The sequence below is a fragment of the Paraburkholderia sp. RHO2 genome (assembly GCF_050955445.1).
Lineage (GTDB): Bacteria > Actinomycetota > Actinomycetes > Mycobacteriales > Mycobacteriaceae > Prescottella > Prescottella agglutinans_A.
Map to the genome: position 1 here is coordinate 4,465,754 of NZ_CP162617.1, position 24,507 is coordinate 4,490,260.

24 protein-coding genes and 1 riboswitch are annotated in these 24,507 nt (G+C 69.0%); of the genes, 7 read left to right on the forward strand and 17 right to left on the reverse strand.

What is annotated here, in order from left to right:
* From ABTV10_RS20865 to thiO, 7 genes are all read right to left on the reverse strand, one after another.
* Complete coding sequence (locus ABTV10_RS20865) at nt 1-1,458, reverse strand: M20/M25/M40 family metallo-hydrolase (RefSeq protein ID WP_499029959.1); 1,458 nt, start codon at nt 1,456-1,458, stop codon at nt 1-3.
* A 103-nt stretch (nt 1,459-1,561) separates the two neighbouring features.
* Nucleotides 1,562-2,314, reverse strand: coding sequence for an ABC-2 transporter permease (locus tag ABTV10_RS20870; protein ID WP_433607134.1), 753 nt, complete (start codon nt 2,312-2,314; stop codon nt 1,562-1,564).
* Nucleotides 2,311-3,267, reverse strand: coding sequence for an ABC transporter ATP-binding protein (locus ABTV10_RS20875; protein ID WP_433607136.1), 957 nt, complete (start codon nt 3,265-3,267; stop codon nt 2,311-2,313). Before ABTV10_RS20875 ends, ABTV10_RS20870 begins: the two co-directional genes overlap by 4 nt.
* A gap of 110 nt (nt 3,268-3,377) precedes the next feature.
* Nucleotides 3,378-3,920, reverse strand: a complete 543-nt coding sequence (locus ABTV10_RS20880; RefSeq protein ID WP_433607138.1) for a pentapeptide repeat-containing protein — start codon at nt 3,918-3,920, stop codon at nt 3,378-3,380.
* A gap of 157 nt (nt 3,921-4,077) precedes the next feature.
* Nucleotides 4,078-4,827 (reverse strand): thiazole synthase, encoded by a 750-nt coding sequence (locus ABTV10_RS20885; RefSeq protein WP_499029964.1) that lies wholly within the window; start codon nt 4,825-4,827, stop codon nt 4,078-4,080.
* A 1-nt stretch (nt 4,828) separates the two neighbouring features.
* Nucleotides 4,829-5,038 (reverse strand): sulfur carrier protein ThiS, encoded by a 210-nt coding sequence (gene thiS, locus ABTV10_RS20890; RefSeq protein ID WP_499029967.1) that lies wholly within the window; start codon nt 5,036-5,038, stop codon nt 4,829-4,831.
* An 11-nt stretch (nt 5,039-5,049) separates the two neighbouring features.
* Entirely contained in the window at nt 5,050-6,117 is a 1,068-nt protein-coding gene (gene thiO / locus ABTV10_RS20895; RefSeq protein ID WP_499029970.1) for a glycine oxidase ThiO, read from the reverse strand.
* A riboswitch (TPP riboswitch) is annotated at nt 6,116-6,238 on the reverse strand. (Overlaps the previous gene by 2 nt.)
* A 26-nt stretch (nt 6,239-6,264) precedes the next feature.
* On the opposite strand from thiO, the gene thiE reads away from it, so the two are divergent.
* On the forward strand, nt 6,265-6,957 hold the full coding sequence (thiE, locus tag ABTV10_RS20900; protein ID WP_499029973.1) for a thiamine phosphate synthase: 693 nt from the start codon (nt 6,265-6,267) through the stop codon (nt 6,955-6,957).
* 20 nt (nt 6,958-6,977) lie between these two features.
* Here thiE and ABTV10_RS20905 read toward each other — a convergent pair whose 3' ends face one another.
* Nucleotides 6,978-7,394 carry a hypothetical protein gene (locus ABTV10_RS20905; RefSeq protein ID WP_499029976.1) on the reverse strand — a complete coding sequence of 139 codons (417 nt, stop codon included), beginning with the start codon at nt 7,392-7,394 and terminating at the stop codon, nt 6,978-6,980.
* Between the two features lie 26 nt (nt 7,395-7,420).
* Nucleotides 7,421-8,662 (reverse strand): glycosyltransferase 87 family protein, encoded by a 1,242-nt coding sequence (locus tag ABTV10_RS20910; RefSeq protein WP_499029979.1) that lies wholly within the window; start codon nt 8,660-8,662, stop codon nt 7,421-7,423.
* Nucleotides 8,663-8,902: 240 nt separating this feature from the next.
* On the opposite strand from ABTV10_RS20910, the gene ABTV10_RS20915 reads away from it, so the two are divergent.
* Both ABTV10_RS20915 and ABTV10_RS20920 read left to right on the forward strand, forming a co-directional pair.
* A complete protein-coding gene (locus ABTV10_RS20915) occupies nt 8,903-9,304 on the forward strand; it encodes a hypothetical protein (protein WP_499029982.1) in 402 nt (133 codons plus the stop codon).
* 177 nt (nt 9,305-9,481) lie between these two features.
* A complete protein-coding gene (locus ABTV10_RS20920) occupies nt 9,482-9,892 on the forward strand; it encodes a pyridoxamine 5'-phosphate oxidase family protein (RefSeq protein ID WP_499029985.1) in 411 nt (136 codons plus the stop codon).
* Between the two features lie 39 nt (nt 9,893-9,931).
* On the opposite strand, the gene ABTV10_RS20925 is transcribed toward ABTV10_RS20920, so the two are convergent.
* Nucleotides 9,932-10,771, reverse strand: coding sequence for an NUDIX hydrolase (locus ABTV10_RS20925; RefSeq protein WP_499029988.1), 840 nt, complete (start codon nt 10,769-10,771; stop codon nt 9,932-9,934).
* A 155-nt stretch (nt 10,772-10,926) separates the two neighbouring features.
* Here ABTV10_RS20925 and ABTV10_RS20930 point away from each other — a divergent pair, with 155 nt between their 5' ends.
* The 3 genes from ABTV10_RS20930 to ABTV10_RS20940 are packed head-to-tail and all read left to right on the forward strand — an operon-like array spanning nt 10,927 to nt 15,532.
* The gene (locus ABTV10_RS20930) at nt 10,927-12,282 is read left to right on the forward strand and encodes a GlnX family signal transduction membrane protein (protein ID WP_499029991.1); all 1,356 of its coding nucleotides are present in this window, start codon (nt 10,927-10,929) and stop codon (nt 12,280-12,282) included.
* Complete coding sequence (locus ABTV10_RS20935) at nt 12,279-13,259, forward strand: glutamate ABC transporter substrate-binding protein (protein WP_499029994.1); 981 nt, start codon at nt 12,279-12,281, stop codon at nt 13,257-13,259. The genes ABTV10_RS20930 and ABTV10_RS20935 overlap by 4 nt, the downstream gene beginning before the upstream one ends.
* A 23-nt stretch (nt 13,260-13,282) precedes the next feature.
* Entirely contained in the window at nt 13,283-15,532 is a 2,250-nt protein-coding gene (locus ABTV10_RS20940; RefSeq protein ID WP_499029997.1) for a serine/threonine-protein kinase, read from the forward strand.
* A 228-nt stretch (nt 15,533-15,760) separates the two neighbouring features.
* Here ABTV10_RS20940 and ctaD read toward each other — a convergent pair whose 3' ends face one another.
* The 3 genes from ctaD to pta form a co-directional block, all read right to left on the reverse strand.
* On the reverse strand, nt 15,761-17,509 hold the full coding sequence (gene ctaD / locus ABTV10_RS20945; protein ID WP_499030000.1) for an aa3-type cytochrome oxidase subunit I: 1,749 nt from the start codon (nt 17,507-17,509) through the stop codon (nt 15,761-15,763).
* Between the two features lie 84 nt (nt 17,510-17,593).
* Nucleotides 17,594-18,784, reverse strand: a complete 1,191-nt coding sequence (locus ABTV10_RS20950) for an acetate/propionate family kinase (protein WP_499030003.1) — start codon at nt 18,782-18,784, stop codon at nt 17,594-17,596.
* The gene (pta, locus tag ABTV10_RS20955; protein WP_499030006.1) at nt 18,781-20,877 is read right to left on the reverse strand and encodes a phosphate acetyltransferase; all 2,097 of its coding nucleotides are present in this window, start codon (nt 20,875-20,877) and stop codon (nt 18,781-18,783) included. Before pta ends, ABTV10_RS20950 begins: the two co-directional genes overlap by 4 nt.
* A 39-nt stretch (nt 20,878-20,916) precedes the next feature.
* On the opposite strand from pta, the gene ABTV10_RS20960 reads away from it, so the two are divergent.
* Complete coding sequence (locus tag ABTV10_RS20960) at nt 20,917-21,426, forward strand: nitroreductase/quinone reductase family protein (protein ID WP_499030008.1); 510 nt, start codon at nt 20,917-20,919, stop codon at nt 21,424-21,426.
* Nucleotides 21,427-21,432: 6 nt separating this feature from the next.
* Here the strand turns inward: ABTV10_RS20960 and ABTV10_RS20965 are convergent, their stop codons facing one another.
* The 4 genes from ABTV10_RS20965 to ABTV10_RS20980 all read right to left on the reverse strand — a co-directional run bounded on the left by ABTV10_RS20965 (nt 21,433) and on the right by ABTV10_RS20980 (nt 24,397).
* Entirely contained in the window at nt 21,433-22,035 is a 603-nt protein-coding gene (locus ABTV10_RS20965) for a suppressor of fused domain protein (protein WP_499030010.1), read from the reverse strand.
* 48 nt (nt 22,036-22,083) lie between these two features.
* Nucleotides 22,084-23,079 (reverse strand): glucose-6-phosphate dehydrogenase (coenzyme-F420), encoded by a 996-nt coding sequence (gene fgd / locus ABTV10_RS20970; RefSeq protein ID WP_499030012.1) that lies wholly within the window; start codon nt 23,077-23,079, stop codon nt 22,084-22,086.
* A gap of 92 nt (nt 23,080-23,171) precedes the next feature.
* A complete protein-coding gene (locus ABTV10_RS20975) occupies nt 23,172-23,672 on the reverse strand; it encodes an RDD family protein (RefSeq protein WP_433607173.1) in 501 nt (166 codons plus the stop codon).
* The gene (locus ABTV10_RS20980; protein ID WP_499030015.1) at nt 23,669-24,397 is read right to left on the reverse strand and encodes a hypothetical protein; all 729 of its coding nucleotides are present in this window, start codon (nt 24,395-24,397) and stop codon (nt 23,669-23,671) included. The genes ABTV10_RS20975 and ABTV10_RS20980 overlap by 4 nt, the downstream gene beginning before the upstream one ends.
* Nucleotides 24,398-24,507 lie beyond the last annotated feature (110 nt).

The following is a 24,507-nucleotide window of genomic DNA, read 5'->3' on the forward strand; positions in this document are numbered from 1 at the left end:
CTACTTCCCGGTTTCGGCGCGCGCCCCGGAGCGGGCGTCACCCGCCGCCGGCACCCCGTTGGGACCCTCGATCGACTGCGCGTAATGCCCGATTCCGTACCCCACCGCCTCGGCGTTCAGCGCCAGCGCCGCGCGGTCCACGTTCGCCAGGGTGTCCTGCGCGGTGTGGTAATTCGGATCGAACCCGGCGCCGGCTTCCCCGCCCCACTTGCCGGCCTGAACTGGGGTTTTGATCTCCTCCGCGCCGGTGAACAGCCCGCCCGCCGGAATACCGCGGGCGATGAACGGCCCGTAGTCCGAACGCCCGTCGAAGTCGGTGCCGTCCGGGGAGACGCCCAGTTGCAGCAGGATCGCGTCGAACGTGCGCTCGATTCCCGCCGACCCCTCCGGCCCTGGACCCTCCCCCACCCGGTCCGAATCGTCCCCGTCGTAGACGAAGTAGCCGGAGTTGTGCGAGCCGACCATGTCGAAGTTCAGATACATCGCGATGTCGGCGCGGGCGTCGTCGTCGAGTCCGTCCACGTACGCCCCGGAACCGTCGAGTCCCACCTCCTCGGCGCCCCAGAACGCGAACCGCACCGCGTTGGTCACGTTCGGTGCCGCGCCGAGTTGCCGGGCCGCCTCGAGCAGCGTCGCCACCCCCGAGCCGTCGTCGTTGACACCCGGCCCCTCCGGCACCGAGTCGAGGTGGGCGCCGACCATGACTACGTTGTCCGATGCTCCCGTCCGTGTCTGCGCAATCACGTTGCGGGACTTCGTCGATTCGACGGTCGTGTCGAACGTGAGCGTCGCGTCGCCCCCCTGCCGCAACGCCGCCCCGTCCGCCTTGCCGACGCCCCCGGTGGGGATCCGGGCGTCGTCCTTGCTGCCCAACGTGCCACCGGTCAGGTCCTCGTCCACATTGTTCGCGACGAGGATCGCCGCGGCGCCGTGATCGGCCGCCACCCGCTGCTTCTGCGCGAACGGGCAGACGCCGCGATCGACCAGCACCACCGCGCCGGTCACGTCGAGTCCGTCGTAGTCGGTGTCGTCGCAGCCCGGGGTGTCGTCCGACGGCACCGGCACCAGCGGAGCGGTCAGCCCACCCGCCGGCGTGGACGGCGAATACGTCAGCGCCTTCACCGGCACCTCGTGCCCCGACACCCGCAGCGTCTGCGTCGTCGCATGAAAGAGATCGACCGCGAATTCCGGTGTGTCGACGTCGAATCCGGCCTGCTCGAGCTGGTCGACCACGTAGTCGACGCTCGCGTCGTAGCCGGAGGTGCCGGCCGCGCGGTTGCCACCGTTGTCGTGCGCGATGCGCTCGAGTTGCTCGAGGTCGCCGATCACGGCGTCGGTGTCGATGGCCGCGGCCAGGCCCGGGCCGTCCACCGGCGGGCCGACGTCGTCGGGATCACTGCACCCCGACAGCAGCAGCGCCCCGGCGATCGCGGTGACGAAACCCACCGTCATGCGCATGTGCCGAAGCGTAACCGATCACGGCCCCCGTGACCGGGACACCGAGAACGCCGAGGGTCCCGCACCGTCGATACGGTGCGGGACCCTCACAGGCGGACGACGCTCAGGCGTCGCGCTTGTTCACCGCGAACAGAGCGGCGCCGAACACGATCGCGACGAACGCCGCGAAGTAGAGCAGCGACCCCCACGGACCCCAGTGGAAGTCGAAGCCTGCGCCCGACCCGAGGAAGTGGCTCACATTGTTGAAGGGGCCGAACTCGCCGATGTACTTGCCCACCTTGGGGATCATCGTCGCGAAGCCCTCGATGACCAGCGGCCACATCAGCAGCAGCGAGATCGCACCCGCCGACTGGCGGATCAGCGTGCCGACACCGACCGCGAGGACCGCCAGGAGCGCGTAGTAGATCGGGATACCGAAGAGTTCACGCGCGTTGCTGTCCGCGCCGAGGTCCAGCGTCACACCGGCCGTCGCCTGCGCCACGAAGTACGACGCCAGCGCGATGACCAGCCCGAGGACGCCGCCGATGATCGCCAGGAGCAGCGCCTTACCGGCGATCACCTGGCTGCGGTTGGGGATCGCCTGGAACGTCGTGCGGATAACGCCGAAGCGGTACTCGGTGGTCACGGCGAGCGCCGACATGATCATCACGAGCATCGACCCGAACTGGACGGCACCGAGCTGGGTGTACGCCGCCGTGAACTCGCCCATCACGTTGTCGCCGGACGACACCATCGACTTGTAGGACAGACCCATCACAGCCGCGAGCCCGACACTGGCTCCGACGGCGATCAGGCTGCACCACATCGGCGACTTGGTGGACGTGAGCTTGATGCGCTCTGCATTCAACACGCTCATCGGAGCGCACCTCCCATGTTCTGCCCGGCTGCGCCGGCGATCTGAGCGTGGTACTGCACGTCGTCACCGGTGAGCTTCATGAACGCGTCCTCGAGCGAGCCCCGCTGAGACGACAACTCGTGCAGCACGATTCCGTTGGCACCGGCGAGCACGCCGATGTCGTCGGTCTTGACGCCGGACACGACCAGTGCCGACTGATGATCGGTGCCCGCGTCGTCGCGGACCGCGAAGCCCTGCGCGGTGAGCACGCTGCGCAGGGCGTCGAGCTGGGGGCTACGCACCCGCACCGACGACTCCGACGCGCGGTCGACGAAGTCCTTGACGCTCGTGTCCGCAATCAACCGGCCGCGACCGATCACGATGAGATGCTCTGCGGTCAGCGACATCTCCGACAGCAGATGGCTCGAGACCAGGACCGTGCGGCCCTCCGCGGCCAGGCTCTGCATGAATTTGCGGATCCATACGATGCCCTCGGGATCGAGACCGTTGACCGGCTCGTCGAACAGCAGCACCTTGGGATCGCCCAGCAGCGCCCCGGCCAGGCCGAGTCGCTGCGACATGCCCAGCGAGAAACCGCCGGCCTTCTTGCCCGCGACCTCCGTCAGGCCGACGAGGCGCAGCACCTCGTCGACGCGCGACATGGGCAGCGAGTTGGCCGCCGCCATCCACTGCAGGTGCGCCTTGGCCGAGCGGTTCGGGTGCACCCACTTGGCGTCGAGCAGCGCGCCGACCGTGCGCAGCGGCTGCTTGAGCTGGTGGTACGGCACGCCTTCGATCAATGCGGTGCCCGACGTCGGCTTGTCGAGGCCGAGGATCATCCGCATGGTCGTCGACTTGCCGGCACCGTTCGGGCCGAGGAAGCCCGTGACGATTCCGGGCTTCACGGAGAACGTGAGATCGTCCACCGCTCTCGTCGACCCGTAGGTCTTCGTCAGTCCCCTCACTTCAATCATGAGCAACACTCTGCCCGAAACGTCCCTACCTGCGCATCGGTCTCGGGTCTACAACCGAGTCATACCCAGGGATGACGTACACCCCGAGAGAGTGTCGGGGATCACCCCGGTCAGGCCCGGACGGCGCCGTCCGGCATCGTCACATCGGTCAGATCGGCACCACTCACGTCGGCCGTCGAGAGCAACGCGCCCGTCAGATCGGCGTGTGCGAGGTACGCGCCCGCCAACCGCGCCCCGGTCAGGTCGGCGTCCTCGAGATGCGCACCCGTCATGTACGCACCCGACAGATCGGCCCCGGCCAGGTTCGCGTGCGCCAGGTAGGTCGACGTCAGGAACGACAACGTGAGTACCGCACCGGTCAGCTTCGCGTTCGTCAGGTACGCCTTGCTGAAGTCGGCGTCCGCGGCGACCGCCCCGGACAGGTTGGCTCCGGTCATGTCGGCTCCGCCGAACTCGGCAGCCGTCAGGTCCGCGCCCGAGAGGTCGGCGCCGACCAGATTCGCACCGGTGAGATTGGCCCCGGCGAGGTCCGCTCCCGACAGGTCCAGACCGTGAAGGTCCGGGGCATCGGGCAACTCGTCACGTCGGGCGTTCCACGCCACGACATCCGAGCGGAGGAGACGGAGGAGATCTGCGTTCAGCATCGTCGACATGGCACGTCCTATCGCAGCAGCGAAACCGACCTGGCCTCACCCAGCCTAGGGCGCAACGCCCGGACCTCCGGGATTTTGGATCATTCCGTTATCGGCGTGGCGCGGACGGACCTCCCGAAACGCGCGGTGCGCGCCCGCGCGACACAGGGGACCGTCGTCACATCGGCGACGACGCCTGCGCCCAGAACCGCTTCGGGATGCGCCCGGCGTGCCGCGCCTCGAAGCCGGCGGTCACCGCGCCGCGCATCGCCGACGCCATGAGCGCCGGGTCCTTCGCGCGGGTGACGGCCGTCGCGAGCAGCACTGCGTCGCAGCCCAACTCCATCGCCAGCGTCGCATCGCTCGCGGTGCCGATGCCGGCGTCGAGGATGACGGGAACGTTCGCGGCGTCGACGATCATCTCGATGTTGTGCGGGTTCGAGATGCCCAGGCCGGTGCCGATCGGCGAACCCAGCGGCATCACCGCGGCGCAGCCGACGTCCTCGAGCCGCTTGGCGAGCACCGGATCGTCGGTGGTGTACGGCAGGACGGTGAACCCATCGTCCACCAACTGCTCTGCCGCGCTGACCAATTCGATCGCGTCGGGGAGCAGTGTGCGCTCGTCCGCGATGACCTCGAGCTTGACCCAGTCGGTCTCGAGCGCCTCCCGCGCGAGCTGCGCGGTGAGGACCGCCTCCGCCGCACCGCGGCACCCGGCGGTGTTCGGCAGCGGGGCGATGTCCAGCCTGCGCAGCAGGTCCAGCACACCCGTGCCGCCCGCGGCGTCGACCCGGCGCATCGCGACGGTGGTCAGTTCGGTGCCCGACGCGACGAGAGCCTCCTCGAGCACCGCGAGGTTCGCGGCGCCTCCGGTGCCCATGATCAGGCGTGAGCCGAAGGTCCGGTCGGCGATCGTCAGCTTGTCCATCTCAGCCACCCTGCACCGCCGTGAGGATCTCGATTTCCCACCCGCGGCCCACGGATTCGGACCAACGACCGCGCGGGAACACCGCGCCGTCGACCGCGACGGCGATGCCGCGCTGCGGCAGGTCCAACCGCTCGAGCAGCTGCGTGACCGTCAGCGGTCCGTCGAACTCGCGGTCCTCACCGTTGACGGTGATCCCGATCAACTCACTCATCCAAACCTCACTCATGCCTTCGCGGGTGAAAATCGTTCGGCGGTGGCACTTTCCGCCTCGGCCAATGGTGTGCCGTCCAGGATCGCGACCGTCGCGTCCGCGGTCACCGGGGTCATCAGGATGCCGTTGCGCCCGTGCCCGGTCGCCAGTACCACCCGGTCCGAGACGCGGCCGATGATCGGCAGGTTGTCCGGACTCATCGGGCGCAGACCGGCTTTCGCCTCGTACAGCTCGTACTCGCCGATCGCGGGCATCAACGCCTCGGCGTCGGCGATGAGGTCCCGCACGCCCGCGACGGTGACCTGCGTGTCATGTCCCGACTCGTACTGCGTTGCGCCGACGACGATTCCGTCGGCGCGCGGGACGAGGTACGACGGCCGCCCGTGCACGCTGCCGCGGATGGTGCGCAGCGGAGCGGGCGTCACCCCGGGTCGCGCCCGCAGCCGCAGGATCTCACCCTTGACGGGCCGCACCGGCAGATCCGGCCACAGCTGCGCGGAGTTCGATCCCGCCGCCAGCACCACCTGGTCGGTGGCGAGCTTGTCCAGATCGGTCACCGCCTGCTCGATCAGCTCGACGCCCGCCTCGACCGCTGCGGTCCGCAGCGCCCGCACCAGGAGCCGGTTGTCGACGGCCAGCTCGGTGGGCGCCTGCAGTGCCAGTCGGATTCCGCGGCCGAGCGACGGCTCGAGTTCCCGGATCTGGGCGCGGTTCAGGATGCGCAGCTCGTGCCCCTGCTCGGCCACCCAGTCGGCGATCGTGTGCAGGTCGGCGGCGTCGGCGGCGTCCAGCGCGACGGTCAGCGAGTCGTCCGAGGTGAACAGCGTCACGCCTGCGATGCGCTCGAGCTCGGCACCGAAGTCCGGCCACCGCTGCAACGACGCCGCCCCGAGCGCGAGGGCCTTCTCCTCACCGGGCCAGCCCTCCGACAGCGGCGCGAGCATCCCGCCCGCGACCCACGACGCGCCCGAACCGGGCGCCGGGTCGTACAACCGAACCGTCCAACCGCGCTGTGCGGCGCGCCACGCGACGGACAGGCCGATGACACCGCCTCCGACGACGGATACCGATCGGGTCACCTTTTTCCACCTCACTCCCTGCGCCGGCATGATCCGGGTCAGGTATGACGGTCGGGGCCGGCAGGCCCCCTCTCAGCCCCTTGCACAGTGCTGTGCTCCTGGGACTCCCGTGTTGATTAGTCCGCAGTAGAGACTACCGTTCCAAGTGTGCACGCCTCCCAAACCGTCAAGCACCCCACACCGCGCGAACGCCTCGCCGACGCGCGCCTCTACCTCTGCACCGACGCCCGCCGGGACAAGGGCGATCTGGCGCACTTCGTGGAGGCCGCACTGGCCGGCGGCGTCGACATCGTCCAGCTCCGCGACAAGGGCTCGGCCGGCGAGCGGGAGTTCGGGCCGCTCGAGGTGAAGGAGGAGCTCGCTGCCCTCGCGGTACTGGGTGCCGCCGCGCGCCGCCACGGCGCGCTGCTCGCCGTCAACGACCGGGCCGATCTCGCGCTCGCCGCGGGCGCGGACGTGCTGCACCTGGGCCAGAACGATCTGCCCGTGCACTACGCCCGCCGGATCGTCGGCCCCGACGTCGTGATCGGCCGCTCCACGAACAACCGCGCACAGGCCAGCCTCGCGGCGATCGAGGAGGACGTCGATTACTTCTGCACCGGTCCGGTGTGGGCCACACCCACCAAGCCGGGGCGGACGGCGTCCGGCATCGAACTGGTGCGCAGCACCGCCGAGGCCGCGCCCGCCCGCCCGTGGTTCGCGATCGGCGGCGTCGACCAGGAGCGGCTGCCGCAGATCCTCGAGGCCGGCGCCACCCGCGTCGTCGTCGTGCGTGCGATCACCGAGGCCGACGACCCCGAGGCCGCCGCGCGGGCGCTGTCCGACACCCTGCGCGGCTGACCTCGGCCGCTCTCCTCGGATCAGCAGGTGCCGGAGACGCCCGACTGCACGGACTTCTCGATCATGGCGCGGCTGTCTGCGGGCATGTCCTCCCACGTCGCGGTCGCCGGGTCCAACAGCGGCTGTCCCGCCGCCTCGGCCTGCGCGTTGTAGGCACCCACCCACGCGCCCGAGCTCGTCTTCAGCAGCCCCAGGAACTCTTCGCCCTTCGCGGCGCGGTCGAAGGGCTGCCCGGCGGCCTGGGCGGCCTGCTCGGACGAGTCGATGAAGACCGCGACCTGGCCGCACATCTCCTTGACGGCGGCGTCGACGAGGTTTGCGGTGGCGGCGGAGGTCTCGGTCGAGGGCGATGCGGCCGTGTCCGCGTCGCTGTCGCTGCAGCCGGTGAGGACGAGCAGAGCGACGGGTGCGGCGGCGATCAGGTGTCGAAGTTTCATGCCGGAATGGTGACAGGATGCCCGGATCACGCTGCCACTGGGTGCTGACCAGACGGTTCCGTGCCGCGGAAGGCGACGACCCCGGCCCCGGTCAGAACCACCGCGTACAGCAACAGATAGATGTTCATCAGAATGTCGGCGACGGACCACTGCGGCGGGAACAGGAACAGACCGACCACCACGACGCGCTCGTCCCACCGGTACGGCCACGCGCCGGCCCCGAGGTAGATCACCGCCGCCCCGAGCCACCACCAGGGGTTCGTCAGCGCCCGGTGCACGATGTAGACCAGCAGCGGCACGAACCACACCCAGTGGTGGCTCCACGAGAACGGCGACACCGCCGCGGCGCTCAGACCCGCCACCGTGATCGCGAGCAGGCGCTCGCCGTCGCGGTGCAGGCGCACCACGATCCACATGCTCACCGCCACGACGAGCGCGGCCAGCACGAGCCACACCGCGACCGGCGTCGCCTGCCCGGTCAGGTGCGCGACGACCCCGCGGATCGACTGGTTCGACGGGTGCTGATCCTCCGCGATCCGCGTGGACTCGAAGAAGGTGTCGGTCCAGTACTGCCGCGAATCGTCCGGCAGCACGAGCCAACTCACGCCGATCGTGGCCACGATCGTCCCGATCGCCACGGCGGCCGCCCGCCACTGGCGAAGCACCAGGTAGTAGAGCACGAAGTATGCGGGGGTGAGCTTGATGCCGGCCGCGATCCCCACGCCGATGCCCCTGATCCGGCTCCGCTCGTCGCGGGAGACGTCCCACAGCACCAGCGCCATGAGGACCAGGTTGATCTGCCCGTAGAACAGTGTCGTGCGGACGGGTTCGAGGAACGTGCACACCACCGCCAGCAGGGTCGAGATTCCGACGAGGCGAGGCGTGATCCGGTAACCGAGCATCCGCCAGCACAGTGCGACGATCCCGACCAGCAACGCCAGGTTGACCGCCATCCAGATGTACTTGTCGTAGCCGAGCGGTAGCAGACCGAACGGCACGAACACCAGCGTCGAGAACGGCGTGTACGTGTACAGCAGGCCGTGGATGACGGGCTGGGTGTAGAGCGGCAGATCCTCCATGACGTGCCGCGCGCCGTCGCGGTAGACGTCGAGGTCGGCGCCGCCGGCGAAGAGGCCGATTTCCGGCATCCACGGGCGCACCGTCGTGAGGACGAGGATCGCCGACGTCAGCGCCCACAATCCGAGCGCGACGAGGTGCCCTGCCCGGAAAGACGTTTCGTTTTCTTGTGCCTCACCGCTGCGCAACACCTGCCAGCCCCCTTGTCGATCGTCCCCGGCCGGATCTACATACAAAGCCTAAGCAACAATGTCGATCCCCACCGAACGGGCACCGCCGAGCACCACTCCCCTGTCCGGGAGTTCGCGCTCGCGCGCGGCGGTGTTACGCGCCACCCGCCACTCCGAGGGGTAAGCTCGCCCGAAATCGACCACCCGGTTCGCGGGTTGTACAACCGCGCGCCGGGACGGTCTACGTGGAAGGGCCGGAACATGATTCGCTTTCTCATACGGTGCGCGATCTTCCTGGGGTCGGCCGCGCTCGGGATCCTCGCAGCGGTGTGGCTGATTCCCGAGGTATCCGTCACCGCGGCCGGATTCATCACCGCAGTGGTCCTGTTCGCCGTTGCCCAGACCGTACTGTCGCCGTTCATCACCCGACTCGCCGAACGCAACGCGCCCGCCTTCCTGGGCGGCATCGGACTGGTGTCCACGTTCGTCTCCCTCGCCATCGCCTCCACGTTCGGCGGGCTGTCGATTTCGGGTTGGCGCAGCTGGATCCTCGCGACCATCGTGGTGTGGCTCGTCACCGCACTCGCCACCGTACTACTGCCGCTGGTCGTCCTCCGCAACCGGCGCGAGGAGAACAACTCCGGGAAGAAGTCCGACGCCTGATCGCGTTTCGCGCACTTATCGGTCCCGGACCCACGCGAGCGAGACCGATAAGTGCGCAAATTGCTTTGCTGCGCAGTAGTTCTCGCATGCAATGCAGCTCACATCACGATGCCCTGGCACTCGGATGCGAGAGGGGGCAGAGTCGGAGGTGAACACTCGCCGACGATCGGAGGAGACATGCCGGACCGGACCACCCCCGTCACCGCGCTCACCGAGCAGGAGGCGCTGGATCTGCTGGCGACCGAGCGGCTCGGACGGCTCATCCTCGTCACCGGCGACCAGCCCGACGTCTACCCCGTCAACTACGCGGTGAACGACGGCAAGCTCTACTTCCGCAGCGCCGAGGGCGACAAGCTCACCGAACTGACGCTCAAGCCGATGGTCACCTTTCAGGTGGACCGCGCCGACGCCACGTCCGCGTGGAGCATCCTGGTCCGCGGCATCGCACGCACGCTCGTCCGCTTCGACGAGATCAACGCGGCCGAAGAACTCGACCTGCGGTCGTGGGTACCGACCGAGAAGTACAACTTCGTGGAGATCCGGCCCACCGAGGTGATCGGCCGGCGCTTCCTCCTCGAACGCGGCTGACCTCCGGCTCGGTCCGGTCGACGCTCGGTCCGGCCGCCCTCAGTCCAGCCACCACAGCACCGTCGACGGCGACAGCGTCAGCACCGACTCCGGCAGCCGGGCACGCAGTCCGCGGTCGGCGGTCACGACGGCGGTGAGGGCGCCGTCGGTCGCGGCCAGCCGGGCCACCTCGTCGTCGCCGCTGCCGGACGCGGTGTGCACCGGGACGCGCGCGTCCCCGTGCCGGGCGTCGCGGGCCCGGCCCTCGAGCACTGCCTCGATGCGCGGCAGCCAGCCGAATCCGCCGTCCGGCAGTTCGATGGTCCGCGGCAGCACCTGCGCGAGCCGGTCCAGCAGTTCCGTCGTCGCGCCCGCCCGATCGCGCCACCACCCGTCGGGGCGCGAACCGAGCACGTTGGCGGTGTCGAGCAGCACCCGCACCTCGGTGGTCCGCAGGCTGGGCCACGCGGCCGCGAACCCGGGATGCAGCGGCATGTGCTCCACCTCGGTCTCGGGTACCCAGCGCAGTTCGGTGCTCTCCCCGTTCGGGACCAGCGCCAGCGGCTTGTCGGCGTCGGCGACGACGGTCGTGTAGGTCCAGCCGCCGGCGACGGTGGCCGTCACCCGTTCCGTGCGCACGTGCACCGAACCGGCGTCGATTCCGGTTTCCTCCTGGGCCTCGCGGACCGCGGCGTGGACGGTCGTCTCGTGGCTGTCACGCGCTCCACCGGGCAGCGCCCACGTGCCACCCTGGTGGCTCCATGCGGCCCGATGCTGCAGCAGGACCGCGGCCGAGCCGTCCGCCAGCGGGGCGCGCAGCAACAGACCCGCCGCGCCGTGCCGGCCCCAATGCCGAACTCCGTCGGGGGTCGTCGCCCAACCGTCTCCGTCACCGCGCATGGAGTGCCTCTCACCTGCCCTGTCCGCCGAGCCGCTCACCTGTCCCCACAGTATTCCCCGCGACAACACGAATCGGAGGAACAACCTGCCGCTGCGGCTTATGCTCGGCAGTACGGAGGCCGCGAACCACACGGACGGCGAACCGAGGACATGCCGTGGCAGTGCCGGAAACGAAGACGTCGGGGGATACCACTGCGCGCGCACCCGAGCGGACCAGCGGGATGGCAGCAACGCCGTTCGGGGTCGCCCGTGCTCGGCAGATCGCCCCGCGTGACCTGCTGCGATCGACACCCGCGCGGCTGCTCGCGGTGGGTGTCGCGCTGCTGCTCGGCACGCTGGCCGCGGGCCTGATCACGTCGGCGGTCGCGAGCGACCGGAAGCACGAGATCGACGTGCTGCTGTCCACGACGGAACCGCTCGCCCGGTCGTCCCAGAATCTGTATTCGTCGCTGTCCGTCGCCGACGCCGCCGCCGCCACCGCGTTCCTGTCCGGCGGCGTCGAACCGAACGAGGTCCGGGACCGCTACTCGCAGGCGATCGGGACTGCGGCCGCCGAACTGGTCGCCACGTCCGACGGGCTGCCCAGTGACGACGAGGGACGACGGCTCATCACCCAGATCGCGACACAGCTGCCGGTGTACACGGGCCTGGTGGAGACCGCACGCGCCAACAACCGCAGCGGCAACCCCGTCGGGTCCGCCTACCTCGCCGAGGCGTCGTCGCTGATGCAGACGAATCTGTTGCCGCTCGCACAGGCGCTGCACACCGAGCGTTCCGCCGCCGCGCTCGCCCCGCAGTCCGAGTTCGCCCGGCCGCCGTGGTTCGCGATCGGACTTCTCGTGGCGCTGCTGATCGCGCTGGTCGCGACGCAGGTGGTGATGGCCAGACGGACCCGGCGCACGTTCAACGCCGGTCTGCTGTTCACGACCGCCGCGATGACCGCGCTGCTCGTGTGGATGCTCGTGGCCGGCATCGTGTCGGCGACGTCGGCGCACAGTGCGGTGCGGCAAGGGTCGACGCCGTTGTCGACGTTCGCGTCGGCACGCATTCTCGCGCAGCAGGCCCGTACCCAGGAGATCCTGCAGCTGGTCCGACGCGACGAGAAGGAGCAGCACGCGCAGGTCTTCCTCGACGACACCGACCAGCTGCGCATCCTGCTCGACGACTACTCGGGCACCGTCGGCGCGGACGACGCACACGAGGCCTCCCAGGCCCTGGACGCGTGGACGGCGTCGCATCAGCGGATGACGGACTCCCTCGAGACCGGCGACTGGATGGCGGCGGCGATGACGACGATGGGCTCCGAGGCCGACTCGAGCGCGACGCAGTTCGACGCCGTCGACCAGGCGCTGTCCGACGGTTCCGACAGTGCTCGCACCGAACTGCGCGACGATATCTCGCGATCGTCCAGGGTGCTGTCCGCGCTCGGCCCCGGCGCGGTGGTGATCACGATCGTCGCCGCCGTCGGCATCCCGCTGGGCCTGTGGCCCCGGCTGCGGGAGTACCAGTGATCGGAAGCCGGCTGCTCGCGACGGCCGCGGTGGCTGTCGGCACCGTCGGTGCAGCCGTGTCGGGCTGCACGGAGCCGCCGGCGCCGTACACGCTGCCGCCGAGCGAGACGTACAGCGTGGCGCCACTGCCGCAGGGCGCGTCGGTCGTGACGTCGGCACCCCTCCCCGCACCTCCGGACTGCGGTGACCCCACCGCCAGTCTCCACCCGTTCCCGCCCGGTGAGGTGCCGACCGGCGCGTCACTCGACGCGATCCGGTCTCGTGGTCGGCTCGTCGTCGGGCTGGACACCGGCAGCAATCTCATGAGCTTCCGGAACCCGGCCACCGGCGGCATCGAGGGCTTCGACGTCGACATCGCCCGAGAAGTCGCGCGCGACCTGCTGGGCAGCCCCGACAAGGTGGAGTACCGGGTCCTCACCTCGGCGGAACGCGAGCAGGCGTTGGCGGACGGGAAGGTGGACATCGTCGCCCACACCATGAGCATCACGTGCGAGCGGCGGCAGCGCGTGGACTTCTCCACCGAGTACTACGAGGCGCGACAGCGGATCCTGGTCATGGCCGGCTCCCCCATCGAAGGCATCGACGACCTCGCCGGCAAGAAGCTGTGCATGACGAAGGGGACGCGGTCCCTCGACCGCATCCTCGAGCTCGCTCCCGACGCCACGGTGATCGCAGTGCCCACGTGGTCCGACTGCCTCGTGATGCTGCAGCAGCGCCAGGTCGACGCGACCAGCGCCGACGACACTCTGCTCGCGGGCATGACCACGCAGGACCCCTACCTGAGGATCGTCGGCCCCAGCCTGGGACCCGAACCGTACGGAATCGGCATCACCAAGGGCAAGGACGATCTGGTGCGGTTCGTGAACGGCACCCTCGAACGGATCCGTCGGGACGGCACGTGGGAGAGGATCTACGACCGATGGCTCGCCGAACTGGGCCCCTCACCAGGACCGCCGCCGGCGACGTATCGGGACTGACGTGCGGATGGAACGGAGGATGCATGACGGGTAAGGACGCCGAGGAACGCCACCCTGCCGACGGCGGTGACATCGCCCGTACCCGGGCCGTGACGCCGGACGACGACCCGATGGCGACCGCGGCCCAGGAGGTCGCGCCCACCACCGGACGCCGTGCACGCACCCAGCGCATCCGCACCCGCCGTGTGCTCGGTGGCGGGTTGGTCGAGGTGCCACCGGTTCCGGTGCGGTCCCCCCAGTCGGTCATTCTCGAGAATCCGCAGGTAGCCGAACGCAAGCGGTTCTGCTGGAGGTGCAACAAGCCGGTCGGCCGATCGACGAAGGACCGCCCCGGCGCCACCTCGGGGATCTGCCCGCACTGCGGGGCCCGGTTCGAGTTCTCCCCGCTGCTGTCCCCCGGCACGGTGATCGCCGGCCAGTACGAGGTGCAGGGGTGTATCGCGCACGGGGGTCTGGGCTGGATCTACCTGGCGATCGACCGCAACGTCGACAACCGCTGGGTGGTCCTCAAGGGTCTGATGCAACTCGGCGACGCCGAGGCGCGGGCGATCGCTGCTGCGGAACGTCAGTTCCTCGCCGAGGTGCGCCACCCGGGCATCGTGGAGATCTACAACTTCGTCGAGTACCAGAAGGAAGGTTCCCCTGCCGCCGGCTACCTGGTGATGGAGTACGTGGGCGGAAGCTCCCTGCGCGACATCCTCGCCGCGTACAAGCGTCCCGAGCGCCTGCCGGTCGAACAGGCCATCGCCTACATTCTCGAGATCCTGCCCGCCCTGGAGTACCTGCACTCGATGGGCCTGGCCTACAACGACCTCAAGCCCGACAACATCATGGTCACCGACGTTCAACTCAAGCTGATCGACCTGGGTGCCGTGGCACCGCTCGAGAGCTACGGCTACCTGTACGGCACCCCCGGGTTCCAGGCGCCGGAGATCACCGAGACCGGTCCCACCGTCGCGTCCGACATCTACACCGTCGGAAGAACTCTCGCGGTTCTCACGCTCGACCTGCCGAGCGCGAACGGGCGCTACGTCGACGGGCTGCCGACGCCGGCGCAGGCGCCGTTGCTCGCCCGGTACGACTCCTACCGCCGGCTGCTGCTTCGGGCCACCGCCTCCGACCCGGACCGGCGGTTCCGATCTGCAACCGAGATGGCGGGACAGCTCAGTGGCGTACTGCGCGAGATCGTTTCGCTCCAGACCGACGAGGAACACCCGATTCTCTCGACCGTCTTCACCCGCCAACGCGCGGTCTTCGGAGCGGACGAGTTCGTCGAGCAGACCGACGTTTTCGCCGACGGTATCGAACGCGACCGGACCCTGAATCCGCAGAAGGTGGCCCTGGCCCTCGCGGTGCCGCTGGTCGACCCGGACGATCCCGGAGCGCCGGTGGTGAACTCGGCCGCACACAGCGACCCGCAGCTGATGCTCGACGTGCTCAACCGGGCCCGTGAGAGTCGCGACCAGGACACCCCGGAATCGCTGGAACTGCTTCTCGCCGAGGTACGGGCGCACCTCGATCTCGGAGACGCGGACGCTGCGCGTCGACTGCTGCGCCCGTTGGCGGCGGCCAATCCGAACGACTGGCGAATCGAATGGTACCGGGGCATAGCCGCACTGATCGTCAACGAGTTGGCCGCCGCCTACATGTCGTTCGACAACGTCCACACGGCCCTGCCGGGCGAGGTCTCCCCGCAGCTGGCGATGGCCGCCGCCGCCGAACTGCTCCTCGAGCACAGCACGGAACCCGGCATCGACCGTTGGCGCCTGCCGGCGCTCGAGTTCTACCGGCGGGTGTGGCGGATGGACCGGAACATCGTGAGCGCCGCGTTCGGGCTGGCCCGCCGGCTCGCCGCCGACGGGGACGTCCACGGCGCCGTCGCCGCCCTGGACCAGGTCCCGGTCGCCTCCCGCAGCTACGCCGCCGCCCGCATGACCGCGGTCCTGACGTACCTATCGGTGCGGCCGATCGGCGACATCACCGAGGAGACGATTCGCGAGTGTGCCCGGCGGGTAGAAGCACTGCCCCGTACCGAGATCCGCGGACCGCAGATGCGGACGGTGGTTCTCGGAACGGCACTGCAGTGGCTACTCGCCGGGCACGCCCCCACCACTGCACGCGAGCCGCTGCTCGGTGTCCCCTTCACCGAGCGCGGCCTGCGCGCGGGCACCGAGTCCGCGCTACGAGCGATGGCGCGCGGCGCGCCTACCGCGACCCACCGCTACACGCTCGTGGACCTCGCGAACGCGGTGCGTCCGCGTAGCCTGTTCTGAGTGTCGCACCGCGACGACTCCCGCTGCCGGGCTCCTGGATTCGCGCTCCGAGCCACGCGAGGGCCGCGAGGATCAACACGGCCGCCACCGGGATCGACAGCACCAACGGTGTCGCCAGCGTCAGCGCCACGGTGAGCAGTGGCGCCAGCATCCGTCCAGGCTCGGGGCGGGCGGCCCCGCTCGGGGCGTGGGTCATCCAGTCGCGGTACCGCGTGCCGTCGTCCATCGTCACACCTTGGTGGTCTGCTCGAGCTCGACGGCCTTGGCGTCGCGGTGTCCGAGGCCCACGTGCGCCTCGGCGCGCATGCGCTCGACCATGTGCGGGTAGTGCAGCTCGAATGCCGGACGCTCCGAACGGATCCGGGGCAGCTCGGTGAAGTTGTGGCGCGGCGGCGGGCAGCTGGTGGCCCACTCGAGCGAGTTGCCGTAGCCCCACGGGTCGTCGACCTTGACGACCTCGCCGTAGCGGTAGCTCTTGAAGACGTTCCACAGGAACGGCAGCGTCGAGGCACCGAGCAGGAACGAGCCGACCGTCGAGATCGTGTTCAGCGTGGTGAACCCGTCGGTGGGCAGGTAGTCCGCGTACCGGCGCGGCATGCCCGACGCACCGAGCCAGTGCTGGACCAGGAACGTCATGTGGAAGCCGATGAGCGTGGTCCAGAAGTGCCACCGCGCCAGGCGCTCGTCCATCATGCGTCCGGTCATCTTCGGGAACCAGAAGTAGATGCCCGCGTAGGTGGCGAACACGATGGTGCCGAAGAGCACGTAGTGGAAGTGCGCCACCACGAAATAGGTGTCGGTGACGTGGAAGTCGAGCGGCGGGCTCGCCAGCAGCACACCGGACAGGCCGCCGAAGAGGAACGTCACGAGGAAGCCGACTGCGAACAGCATCGGCGATTCGAACGTGAGCTGGCCGCGCCACATCGTGCCGATCCAGTTGAAGAACTTCACACCGGTCGGGACCGCGATGAGGAACGTCATGAAGGAGAAGAACGGCAGCAGAACCGCACCGGTGGCGTACATGTGGTGCGCCCACACGGCGATCGACAGGGCCGCGATGCCCATGGTGGCGTAGACCAGGCCGCTGTAGCCGAAGATCGGCTTACGCGAGAAGACCGGGAAGATCTCCGAGACGATGCCGAAGAACGGCAGCGCGATGACGTACACCTCGGGGTGACCGAAGAACCAGAACAGGTGCTGCCACAACATGACTCCACCGGTCGCCGGGTCGAACAGGTGCGCACCCAGGTGTCGGTCCACCCACAGACCGATCAACGCGGCAGCCAGCAGCGGGAACACCAGCAGGATCAACAGCGACGTGATGAGGATGTTCCACGTGAAGATCGGCATCCGGAACATGGTCATGCCGGGCGCACGCAGGCACACGATGGTGGTGATGAAGTTGACCGCACCGAGGATCGTGCCGACACCGCCGAGCGCCAACCCGATGATCCAGAGGTCCGCACCCACGCCCGGGGCGTGCACGCTGTTCGACAACGGCACGTAGGCGGTCCACCCGAAGTCGGCGGCACCACCGGGGGTGATGAAGCCGGCCGTCGCGATGAGGCCACCGAACAGGTACATCCAGTAGCTCAGGGAGTTCAGCCGCGGGAAGCTGACGTCCGGCGCCCCGATCTGCAGCGGCACCAGGAAGTTCGCGAAGCCGAACACGACCGGGGTCGCGTACAGCAGCAGCATGATCGTGCCGTGCATCGTGAACAGCTGGTTGAACTGCTCGTTCGACAGGAACTGCAGCCCCGGGATGGCCAACTCGGTCCGCATCAGCAGCGCCATGAGGCCGCCGATGAGGAAGAACGCGAACGCGGTCACCAGGTACATGACCCCGAGCACCTTGGGATCGGTGGTCGTGACCATCTTGTAGATGAACGACCCCTTCAGGCCGCGGCGGGCGGGCGCCGGCCGCGACGGCGTCAGCGTTCTTGGTGGAGCGAGATCGATCTCGGGGTTGGCAACCATACCCGGAATAGTCGGACTTCCGAGGGTTCCGCGACGAGGGCCTAAGGTCCCGACCCTCCGCGCCGAGTGACACCTCTTCGCGAATCAGACCAGAGCGATCGCCTTGCGTGCTATGGCGAGCTCCTCGTTGGTCGGCACCACCAGGACCTCCACGGTGGAATCGTCGGCGCTGATCCGCCGCTCACCGGTCTCCGGCGACGCGTTGCGTGTGTCGTCGACCACGATACCGAGACGGCCCAGTCCGGCAAGGGCATCGCGCCGCAGGTCCACATCGTGTTCCCCTACCCCGCCGGTGAAGGTGATGACGTCCACGCCGCCCAACTCCACCAGATAGGCACCGATGTACCGCCGCAGTCGGTGCACGTAGACGTCGTACGCGAGCTTGGCCGCAGGGTCCCCGTCGGCGACCATCTGCCGAAGTGCCCGGAAGTCGTTCTCCCCGCACAGTCCCTTGAGCCCGGAGTGCCGGTTGAGGAGATCGTCGAGGTCGTCGCCCTTCATGCCGGCGTTGCGGTTGAGGTGCAGGATTACGCCGGGATCCAGGTCCCCGCTGCGGGTGCCCATCACCAGCCCCTCGAGCGGGGTCATCCCCATCGACGTGTCGACGGCGCGTCCGCCCCGGATCGCCGCGGCCGACGCCCCGTTCCCGAGGTGGAGAACGATCTGGTTCAGCTCGGCGTAGTCGCGGTCCAGGAAGGCGGCGGACCGCTCGCTGACGTACTCGTGCGACGTGCCGTGGAAACCGTAGCGGCGCACACCGTTCGCGCGCGCCACCTCCGCGTCGATCGCGTAGGTCGCGGCAGCCTCCGGGAGCGTGTGGAAGTAGGCGGTGTCGAACACCGCGACGTGCGGCACGTCCGGCAGCAGTCGACGCGCCACCTCGATCCCCACCACGTTCGGCGGATTGTGCAGCGGGGCCAGCGGCGACAGCCGGCGCAGTTCGGTGACGACCTCGTCGTCGACGACGGTCGGCTCCCGGAACACCGGCCCGCCGTGCACGACGCGGTGGCCCACCGCCGCAACGCCCCACTCGCTCAGGGAGCGTCCGGCCTCGGCGATGACGTCCTCCGCGGCGTGCAGGCCCGCCGTGTGATCGGGGATGACCAGTTCGCGCTCGACGACGCCGCCCGGATGGTGGTAGACGATGCGGCCCGACGACTCTCCGATCCGTTCGACCAGCCCCGACCCGACAGCGTCGCCCGCGCGCGGATGGACCAGCTGGAACTTGATCGACGACGACCCCGAATTAATCACCAGCACAACCGGTTCGATCACTTCTGGACCACCTTCACGGGAACGTCCTGGGCCTGGATCGCGGTGATGGCGACGGTGTTGACGATGTCCTGCACCAGCGCACCGCGGGACAGGTCGTTCACCGGTTTGTTCAACCCCTGGAGCACCGGGCCGACGGCGACCGCGCCGGCGCTGCGCTGCACCGCCTTGTACGTGTTGTTGCCGGTGTTGAGGTCTGGGAACACGAACACCGTCGCCCGCCCCGCCACCTGCGAGTCCGGGAGTTTGGTGTGCGCGACCGTCGGCTCGACGGCCGCGTCGTACTGGATCGGCCCTTCCACCAACAGATCCGGTCGTCGCTCGTGCACCAGCGCGGTCGCGGTGCGCACCTTGTCGACACCGATGCCCGTGCCGGAGTCACCCGTCGAGTAGGAGAGCATCGCGATCCGCGGATCGATTCCGAACCGGGCCGCGGTCTCGGCCGACGAGATCGCGATGTCGGCGAGCTGCTCGGCCGACGGATCCGGTACGACCGCGCAGTCCCCGTAGGCCAGCACGCGGTCGGCGAGACACATCAGGAACACGCTCGACACGGTCGACACCCCCGGCTGCGTCTTGATGATCTCGAGCGAAGGCCGGATCGTGTGCGCGGTGGTGTGCGCGGCTCCGGACACCATACCGTCCGCGATCCCCTTGAACACCATCATCGTTCCGAAGTACGAGATGTCGCCCATGATCTCGCGGGCCCGCTCGATCGTCATGCCGCGATGGGCCCGGATCCTCGCGTACTCGGCCGCGAACTCCGACAGGTAGTCCGACCGCTTCGGGTCCAGGACGGTCGCCGACGACAGGTCCACACCGAGCTCGGCGGCGCGGGCGCGGACGCTGGTCTCGTCGCCGAGGATCGTCAGGTCGACCACCCGGCGACGCAGCAGGCGCCCTGCCGCGCGCAGGATCCGGTCGTCGTCCCCCTCCGGCAGTACGATCCGCTTGCGTTCGGCCCGAGCCCGATCGAGCAACTGGTACTCGAACATCTGCGGCGTGACCACCGACGGCAACTCCACGCGCAGCCGTTCGATGAGCGTCGGCGCGTGCACCCTCCGCTCCATGAGAGCGAGCGCGGTGTCGATCTTGCGCAGCGAGCCCACCGAGAGGCGGCCGCGAGTCTGCGCCGCGATGTTGGCGGTGTCGAAGGAATCGAAGTGCGTGGCCAGCATCGGCAGCCGCGGGCTCAGACCGGCGATCAGACGCGCCACCGATCGGTGCGGCTCGATCCCGCCGCTCATGACGATGCCCGACAGCGACGGGAAGCCCTGCGCATCATGCGCGTTGACGAGGGCGAGCAGAACGTCGGACCGGTCTCCCGGCACGATCACGAGCGACCCCTCGGTGATCCGTTCGAGGATGTGCTCGGCGGTCATCGCGCCGACGGTCACGTCCAGCGCCTCACGCTGCAGCAACGCCGTGTCACCGCAGTACAGTTCGCCGTCGACAGCCGCCAGCAACTCGGCGATCGTCGGCGCGATCAGCAGCGGGATCTCCGGCAGGCTCCATACCGGCACTCCGGCCGCTTCCGGTGCGGCGGCGTATTCCTCCAGCCGATCCGGATCACAGCGGTTCACCACGATCGCGACCAGATGTGCGTGCTGCGCAGCGAGTTCCGCGATGCACAGGTTCGCGAGCTGGGTCACCTCACGGGGGCTGCGGTGGGCGCCGCGCAACGTCAGCAGCACCGGAGCCTCGAGGTTGGCGGCGATGCGCGCGTTGTAGCCCAGTTCGCTGGGGCTGGCAACGTCGGTGTAGTCGCTGCCGACGATGACGACGGCGTCGCACTCCTCGGCCACCTGGTGGTACCGGGACACGATCTCGCTGAGCGCCCCGTCCGGGTCGGCGTGCACCTGCTCGTACGTCACGCCCATGCACTGGTCGTAGCTGAGGTCGGCGGTGGTGTGGTCGATCAGCAGTTCCAGGATGTGGTCGGTCTCGTCGGTCGACCGCGCGATGGGGCGGAACACCCCCACCCGGGCGGTCGACGCGCACAGCATCTGCAACACGCCCAGGGCCACCGTGGACTTGCCGGTGTCCCCCTCGGGTGAGGCGATGTAGACGCTCGACACGCTCCCCGAATCCACCATGAGCGACAGCCTAGTGACGATCGCGCATAATCGGCGTCCATGAGCGAATCGTCATTCCCGGACGTCCGCTGGGGTTCGGAGAACAGCGTTCTGCGCCGGCCCGGCATCGCGTTCGCGTCGACCAGGCTGGGTTCGTGGACCATCCGCCGGCTCGCGGGCGTGGACCGGCGACTCCTCGAGCGCAGCAAGGGCCGGTTCACGGTGCTCGGCCCGATCGGGGCACCGACCGTCCTGCTCAACACCGTCGGCCGCAAGTCCGGGCAGCGTCGCACCAGCCCGCTGCTGTACCTCCGCGACGGGGATCGCCTGGTGGTCGTGGGCAGCAACTTCGGCCAGGATCATCACCCGGCGTGGACGTCGAACCTGCTGGCGCAGCCCGAGGCGAGCGTGACGATGGCCGGACGCGACATCCCGGTCCTGGCCACCCAGGTCACCGGCGAGGAGAAGGAACGGCTGTACAAGCAGTTCGTCGAGCTGGCCGGCGCCTACGCCGTCTACCAGGGACGCACTGACCGGGAGATCCGGATGTTCGCGCTCGCCCGCCGCTGAGCCGGATCAGACCACCGAGGCGCGGTCGATGTCGGACACGTCGGCGCCCGCCGACTCGAGTCGCGTAAACAGCTCGTCGGTGCCGAACCGGGAAGCGAACTGCAGCTCGGAGTCGGTGATCGGCACCGCCTGCAACCAGGTGCTCACGTCCTCGTCCCGTTCGACGAGGATCTCGAGTGTGGACCAGATGAACGGGACCACCAGCAGCACGTGCCGGGTGGACCGGCCCGGATCGACCGCGTGAACGGCGTTGGGAACGATCGTGTTCGGGGTGACGTGCAGCGATCCGGACGCGACCTGGAACGCGCACTGGGCCAGGACGTCGGAGAGCAGCCGGTAGCCGGCCCGCCCGACGGTGATCAGCTCGGTGCGGATCGGCCGTCCGTCCTCGGTGGTGACGTTCGTCGGGAACCGGGCCATGTCCAGGGTCGCGTAGGACGCGTAGCCCGGGCCGGGGCAGCCGTCGCCGACCGCGATCGACACCTCGTGCGGCTCCTCACCGTCCCCGTCTGCGTCGACCGCCGCACGGAACCGCAACACCTGCGGCGGCACACCGAATACCTCGCCGATTCGGCGTGCCGCGGCCCGGACTTCCTCGCTGGCTTCCATGGGAACGAGCCTAGATGGAGGTCCCGCGCGAACAGGCGTCGGCCGCCGTCAGGCCAGCGCGCGCAGGCGCGGCGCGAGGTCGCGCTCGAAGAGGTCGAGGAACCGCTTCTGGTCGTGACCGGGCGCGTGGAACACCAGGTGGTTGAGGCCCGCGTCGAGGTACGGCTTGATCATCGCGACGGCCTCGTCCGGATCGGACGAGACGATCCAGCGCTTGGCGACCTGCTCGATGGGCAACGCGTCGGCCGCGGCCTCCATCTCGATCGGGTCCTCGATGCTGTGTTTCTGCTCAGGCGTCAGCGACAGCGGCGCCCAGAACCGGGTGTTCTCCAGCGCCGCCTCGGGGTCGGTGTCGTACGAGATCTTGATCTCGATCATCCGGTCGATGTCGGCGAAGTTCCGCGCCGTCTTCTCGGCGCCCTCCTTCACCGCCGGGATCAGCTTCTCGGTGTACAGGTCCATGCCCTTGCCGGACGTGCAGATGAAGCCGTCACCCGCGCGGCCCGCGTAGCGGGCGACGACGGGCCCGCCGGCTGCGATGTAGACCGGGATGCCGCCCTCGGGGACGTCGTAGATCGACGCGCCCTTGGTGCTGTAGTACTCGCCCTCGAAATCCACCCGGTCGCCGGTCCACAGGTCACGCATCAGCTGCACCGACTCGCGCAGCCGCGCGAACCGCTCCTTGAACTCCGGCCATTCGCCCTGGAAACCGGTCGCGATCTCGTTGAGCGCCTCGCCGGTGCCGACACCGAGCATGACGCGTCCCGGGTACAAGCAGCCCATCGTCGCGAACGCCTGCGCCACCACCGCCGGGTTGTAGCGGAACGTCGGGGTCATCACCGACGTGCCGAGCTGCAGCCGCTGGGTGCGCTCCCCGACCGCCGTCATCCACGCGATCGAGAACGGTGCGTGGCCGCCGTTGTGCCGCCAGGGCTGGAAGTGGTCGCTGACGGTGACGCTGTCGAGGCCGTGCTCCTCGGCCATCACGCCCAGCTCGACCAGGTCGCGCGGTCCGAACTGCTCCGCGGACGCCTTCAATCCCAACTTCAGTCCCTGTACCACCGGTTCTCCGATCGTCTACCTGATTCGATTGGCTTCGAGTATGCCCCGCGTCACTCGCGGGCTGTAGCCCCGTCTCAGCGGTCGAGGTCGGTGGGATGCACGAGATCGTGTTCGACGAGATCCGGGGCGGGAGTCCAGTCGTAGACGACGGACGTTCGCAGCAGGATGTCCTGCAGGGATCTGCGGCGTGCATCGACAGCGGCCCAGAACAGTCCGAATCCGAAGAGCACACAGAGCACCGCACGAACCGCGCACCGCGGCAGCCGGACCAGTCGTCCGTCGCGACTGACCAGACGCAGCCCCATCGCGACGGCGCCGACCGATCGTCCGCTGGTGGCCCAGCACACCGTCAGGTAGAGCACCGACAGCCCGAGGAAGGTGGTGACCGACAGCAGAAGCTGCGTGTGCGGGAAGCGAAACTCCTGCGGCGAGAACAACAACCGACCGAAGACGAGCCCCGCGTAGATCATGCCCATCAGGAACAGCACGACACCGATGTCGATGAGTGCCGCGAGACCGCGGGTGACGATCCCGGCGGGACGGCGAGCCGGGCGCGACTGCCGAAGATCGGTCATGAGTCACCGCCGTCGCGACCGAACAGACGCCCGACGAAGCCCGCGACGGCGTCGTCGGCCGCCATGCCCTGCGTGCGCGCGCCTCGCACCGCCTCGGTCGACATCGAACTGGTGGATTCCCGGATGATCCGGGGCAGATCGACGCCGTCGATGACCTCGTTGGACAGCCCCACCAGGTCGATCCGTTCGATTACCGCGTCCACGTCCACCTTCGCGGCGATCGCGTCGATATCGACCCGGTCGACGATCCGCCCGATATCGACCCGGTCGACGATCCGCTCGACGTCCACTCGGCCGGCGACGTCGTTGACGTCCACGCGATCGAGGATCGGCGCGATGTCCACCCGGGCCGCGATCGCATCCACGTCGACCCGGTCGACGATGTGCTCGACGTCCACCCGGTCGACGATCCGCTCGACGTCGATGCCCTCGGCAATCGCATCGAGGTCGACGTGATCGCGCACCACCGTCGTGATGTCGACCTCCGCCAATGCGGCCGCCACCACGCGGCGAACGACCGCCCGCAGCAGCCGATCGGTGACGGCGTCGGCCACCCGCAGCGTCTCGGCACCTCGCGCATCGAGCGCCGCAAGGCCGTCCCCGACGACGGGCAACCGCGACGCCACGTCCAGCGTCGTGGTCGCCACGAGCCGCGCGCCGTCGCCGAGCAGCGCGACGAATCCGGCCATCACACGTACCGGATCCGGGATTCGATTGCCATCCATACAGACATCCAAGACTCAACGGGCTGGATTGTCGACACACGGGGCCGCCGCGTGCGCGATCCGCTCCCCGCCCAACGGCCCGCGGATATGCTGTGCTGAGCTTCACTCAG

Excerpts from the sequence above, each read along its gene's own strand:
- ABTV10_RS20875 (WP_433607136.1), bottom strand. The coding sequence starts at position 3,267 with ATGATTGAAGTGAGGGGACTGACGAAGACCTACGGGTCGACGAGAGCG.
- ABTV10_RS20960 (WP_499030008.1), top strand. The coding sequence starts at position 20,917 with ATGAGCGAATCGTCATTCCCGGACGTCCGCTGGGGTTCGGAGAACAGC.
- ABTV10_RS20940 (WP_499029997.1), top strand. The coding sequence starts at position 13,283 with ATGACGGGTAAGGACGCCGAGGAACGCCACCCTGCCGACGGCGGTGAC.
- pta (WP_499030006.1), bottom strand. The coding sequence starts at position 20,877 with ATGGTGGATTCGGGGAGCGTGTCGAGCGTCTACATCGCCTCACCCGAG.
- ABTV10_RS20965 (WP_499030010.1), bottom strand. The coding sequence starts at position 22,035 with ATGGAAGCCAGCGAGGAAGTCCGGGCCGCGGCACGCCGAATCGGCGAG.
- ABTV10_RS20975 (WP_433607173.1), bottom strand. The coding sequence starts at position 23,672 with ATGACCGATCTTCGGCAGTCGCGCCCGGCTCGCCGTCCCGCCGGGATC.
- ABTV10_RS20925 (WP_499029988.1), bottom strand. The coding sequence starts at position 10,771 with ATGCGCGGTGACGGAGACGGTTGGGCGACGACCCCCGACGGAGTTCGG.
- ABTV10_RS20885 (WP_499029964.1), bottom strand. The coding sequence starts at position 4,827 with ATGGACAAGCTGACGATCGCCGACCGGACCTTCGGCTCACGCCTGATC.
- ABTV10_RS20915 (WP_499029982.1), top strand. The coding sequence starts at position 8,903 with ATGATTCGCTTTCTCATACGGTGCGCGATCTTCCTGGGGTCGGCCGCG.
- ABTV10_RS20905 (WP_499029976.1), bottom strand. The coding sequence starts at position 7,394 with ATGAAACTTCGACACCTGATCGCCGCCGCACCCGTCGCTCTGCTCGTC.
- ABTV10_RS20880 (WP_433607138.1), bottom strand. The coding sequence starts at position 3,920 with ATGTCGACGATGCTGAACGCAGATCTCCTCCGTCTCCTCCGCTCGGAT.
- ABTV10_RS20920 (WP_499029985.1), top strand. The coding sequence starts at position 9,482 with ATGCCGGACCGGACCACCCCCGTCACCGCGCTCACCGAGCAGGAGGCG.
- thiS (WP_499029967.1), bottom strand. The coding sequence starts at position 5,038 with ATGAGTGAGTTGATCGGGATCACCGTCAACGGTGAGGACCGCGAGTTC.
- ctaD (WP_499030000.1), bottom strand. The coding sequence starts at position 17,509 with ATGGTTGCCAACCCCGAGATCGATCTCGCTCCACCAAGAACGCTGACG.
- ABTV10_RS20870 (WP_433607134.1), bottom strand. The coding sequence starts at position 2,314 with ATGAGCGTGTTGAATGCAGAGCGCATCAAGCTCACGTCCACCAAGTCG.
- ABTV10_RS20980 (WP_499030015.1), bottom strand. The coding sequence starts at position 24,397 with ATGGATGGCAATCGAATCCCGGATCCGGTACGTGTGATGGCCGGATTC.
- ABTV10_RS20865 (WP_499029959.1), bottom strand. The coding sequence starts at position 1,458 with ATGCGCATGACGGTGGGTTTCGTCACCGCGATCGCCGGGGCGCTGCTG.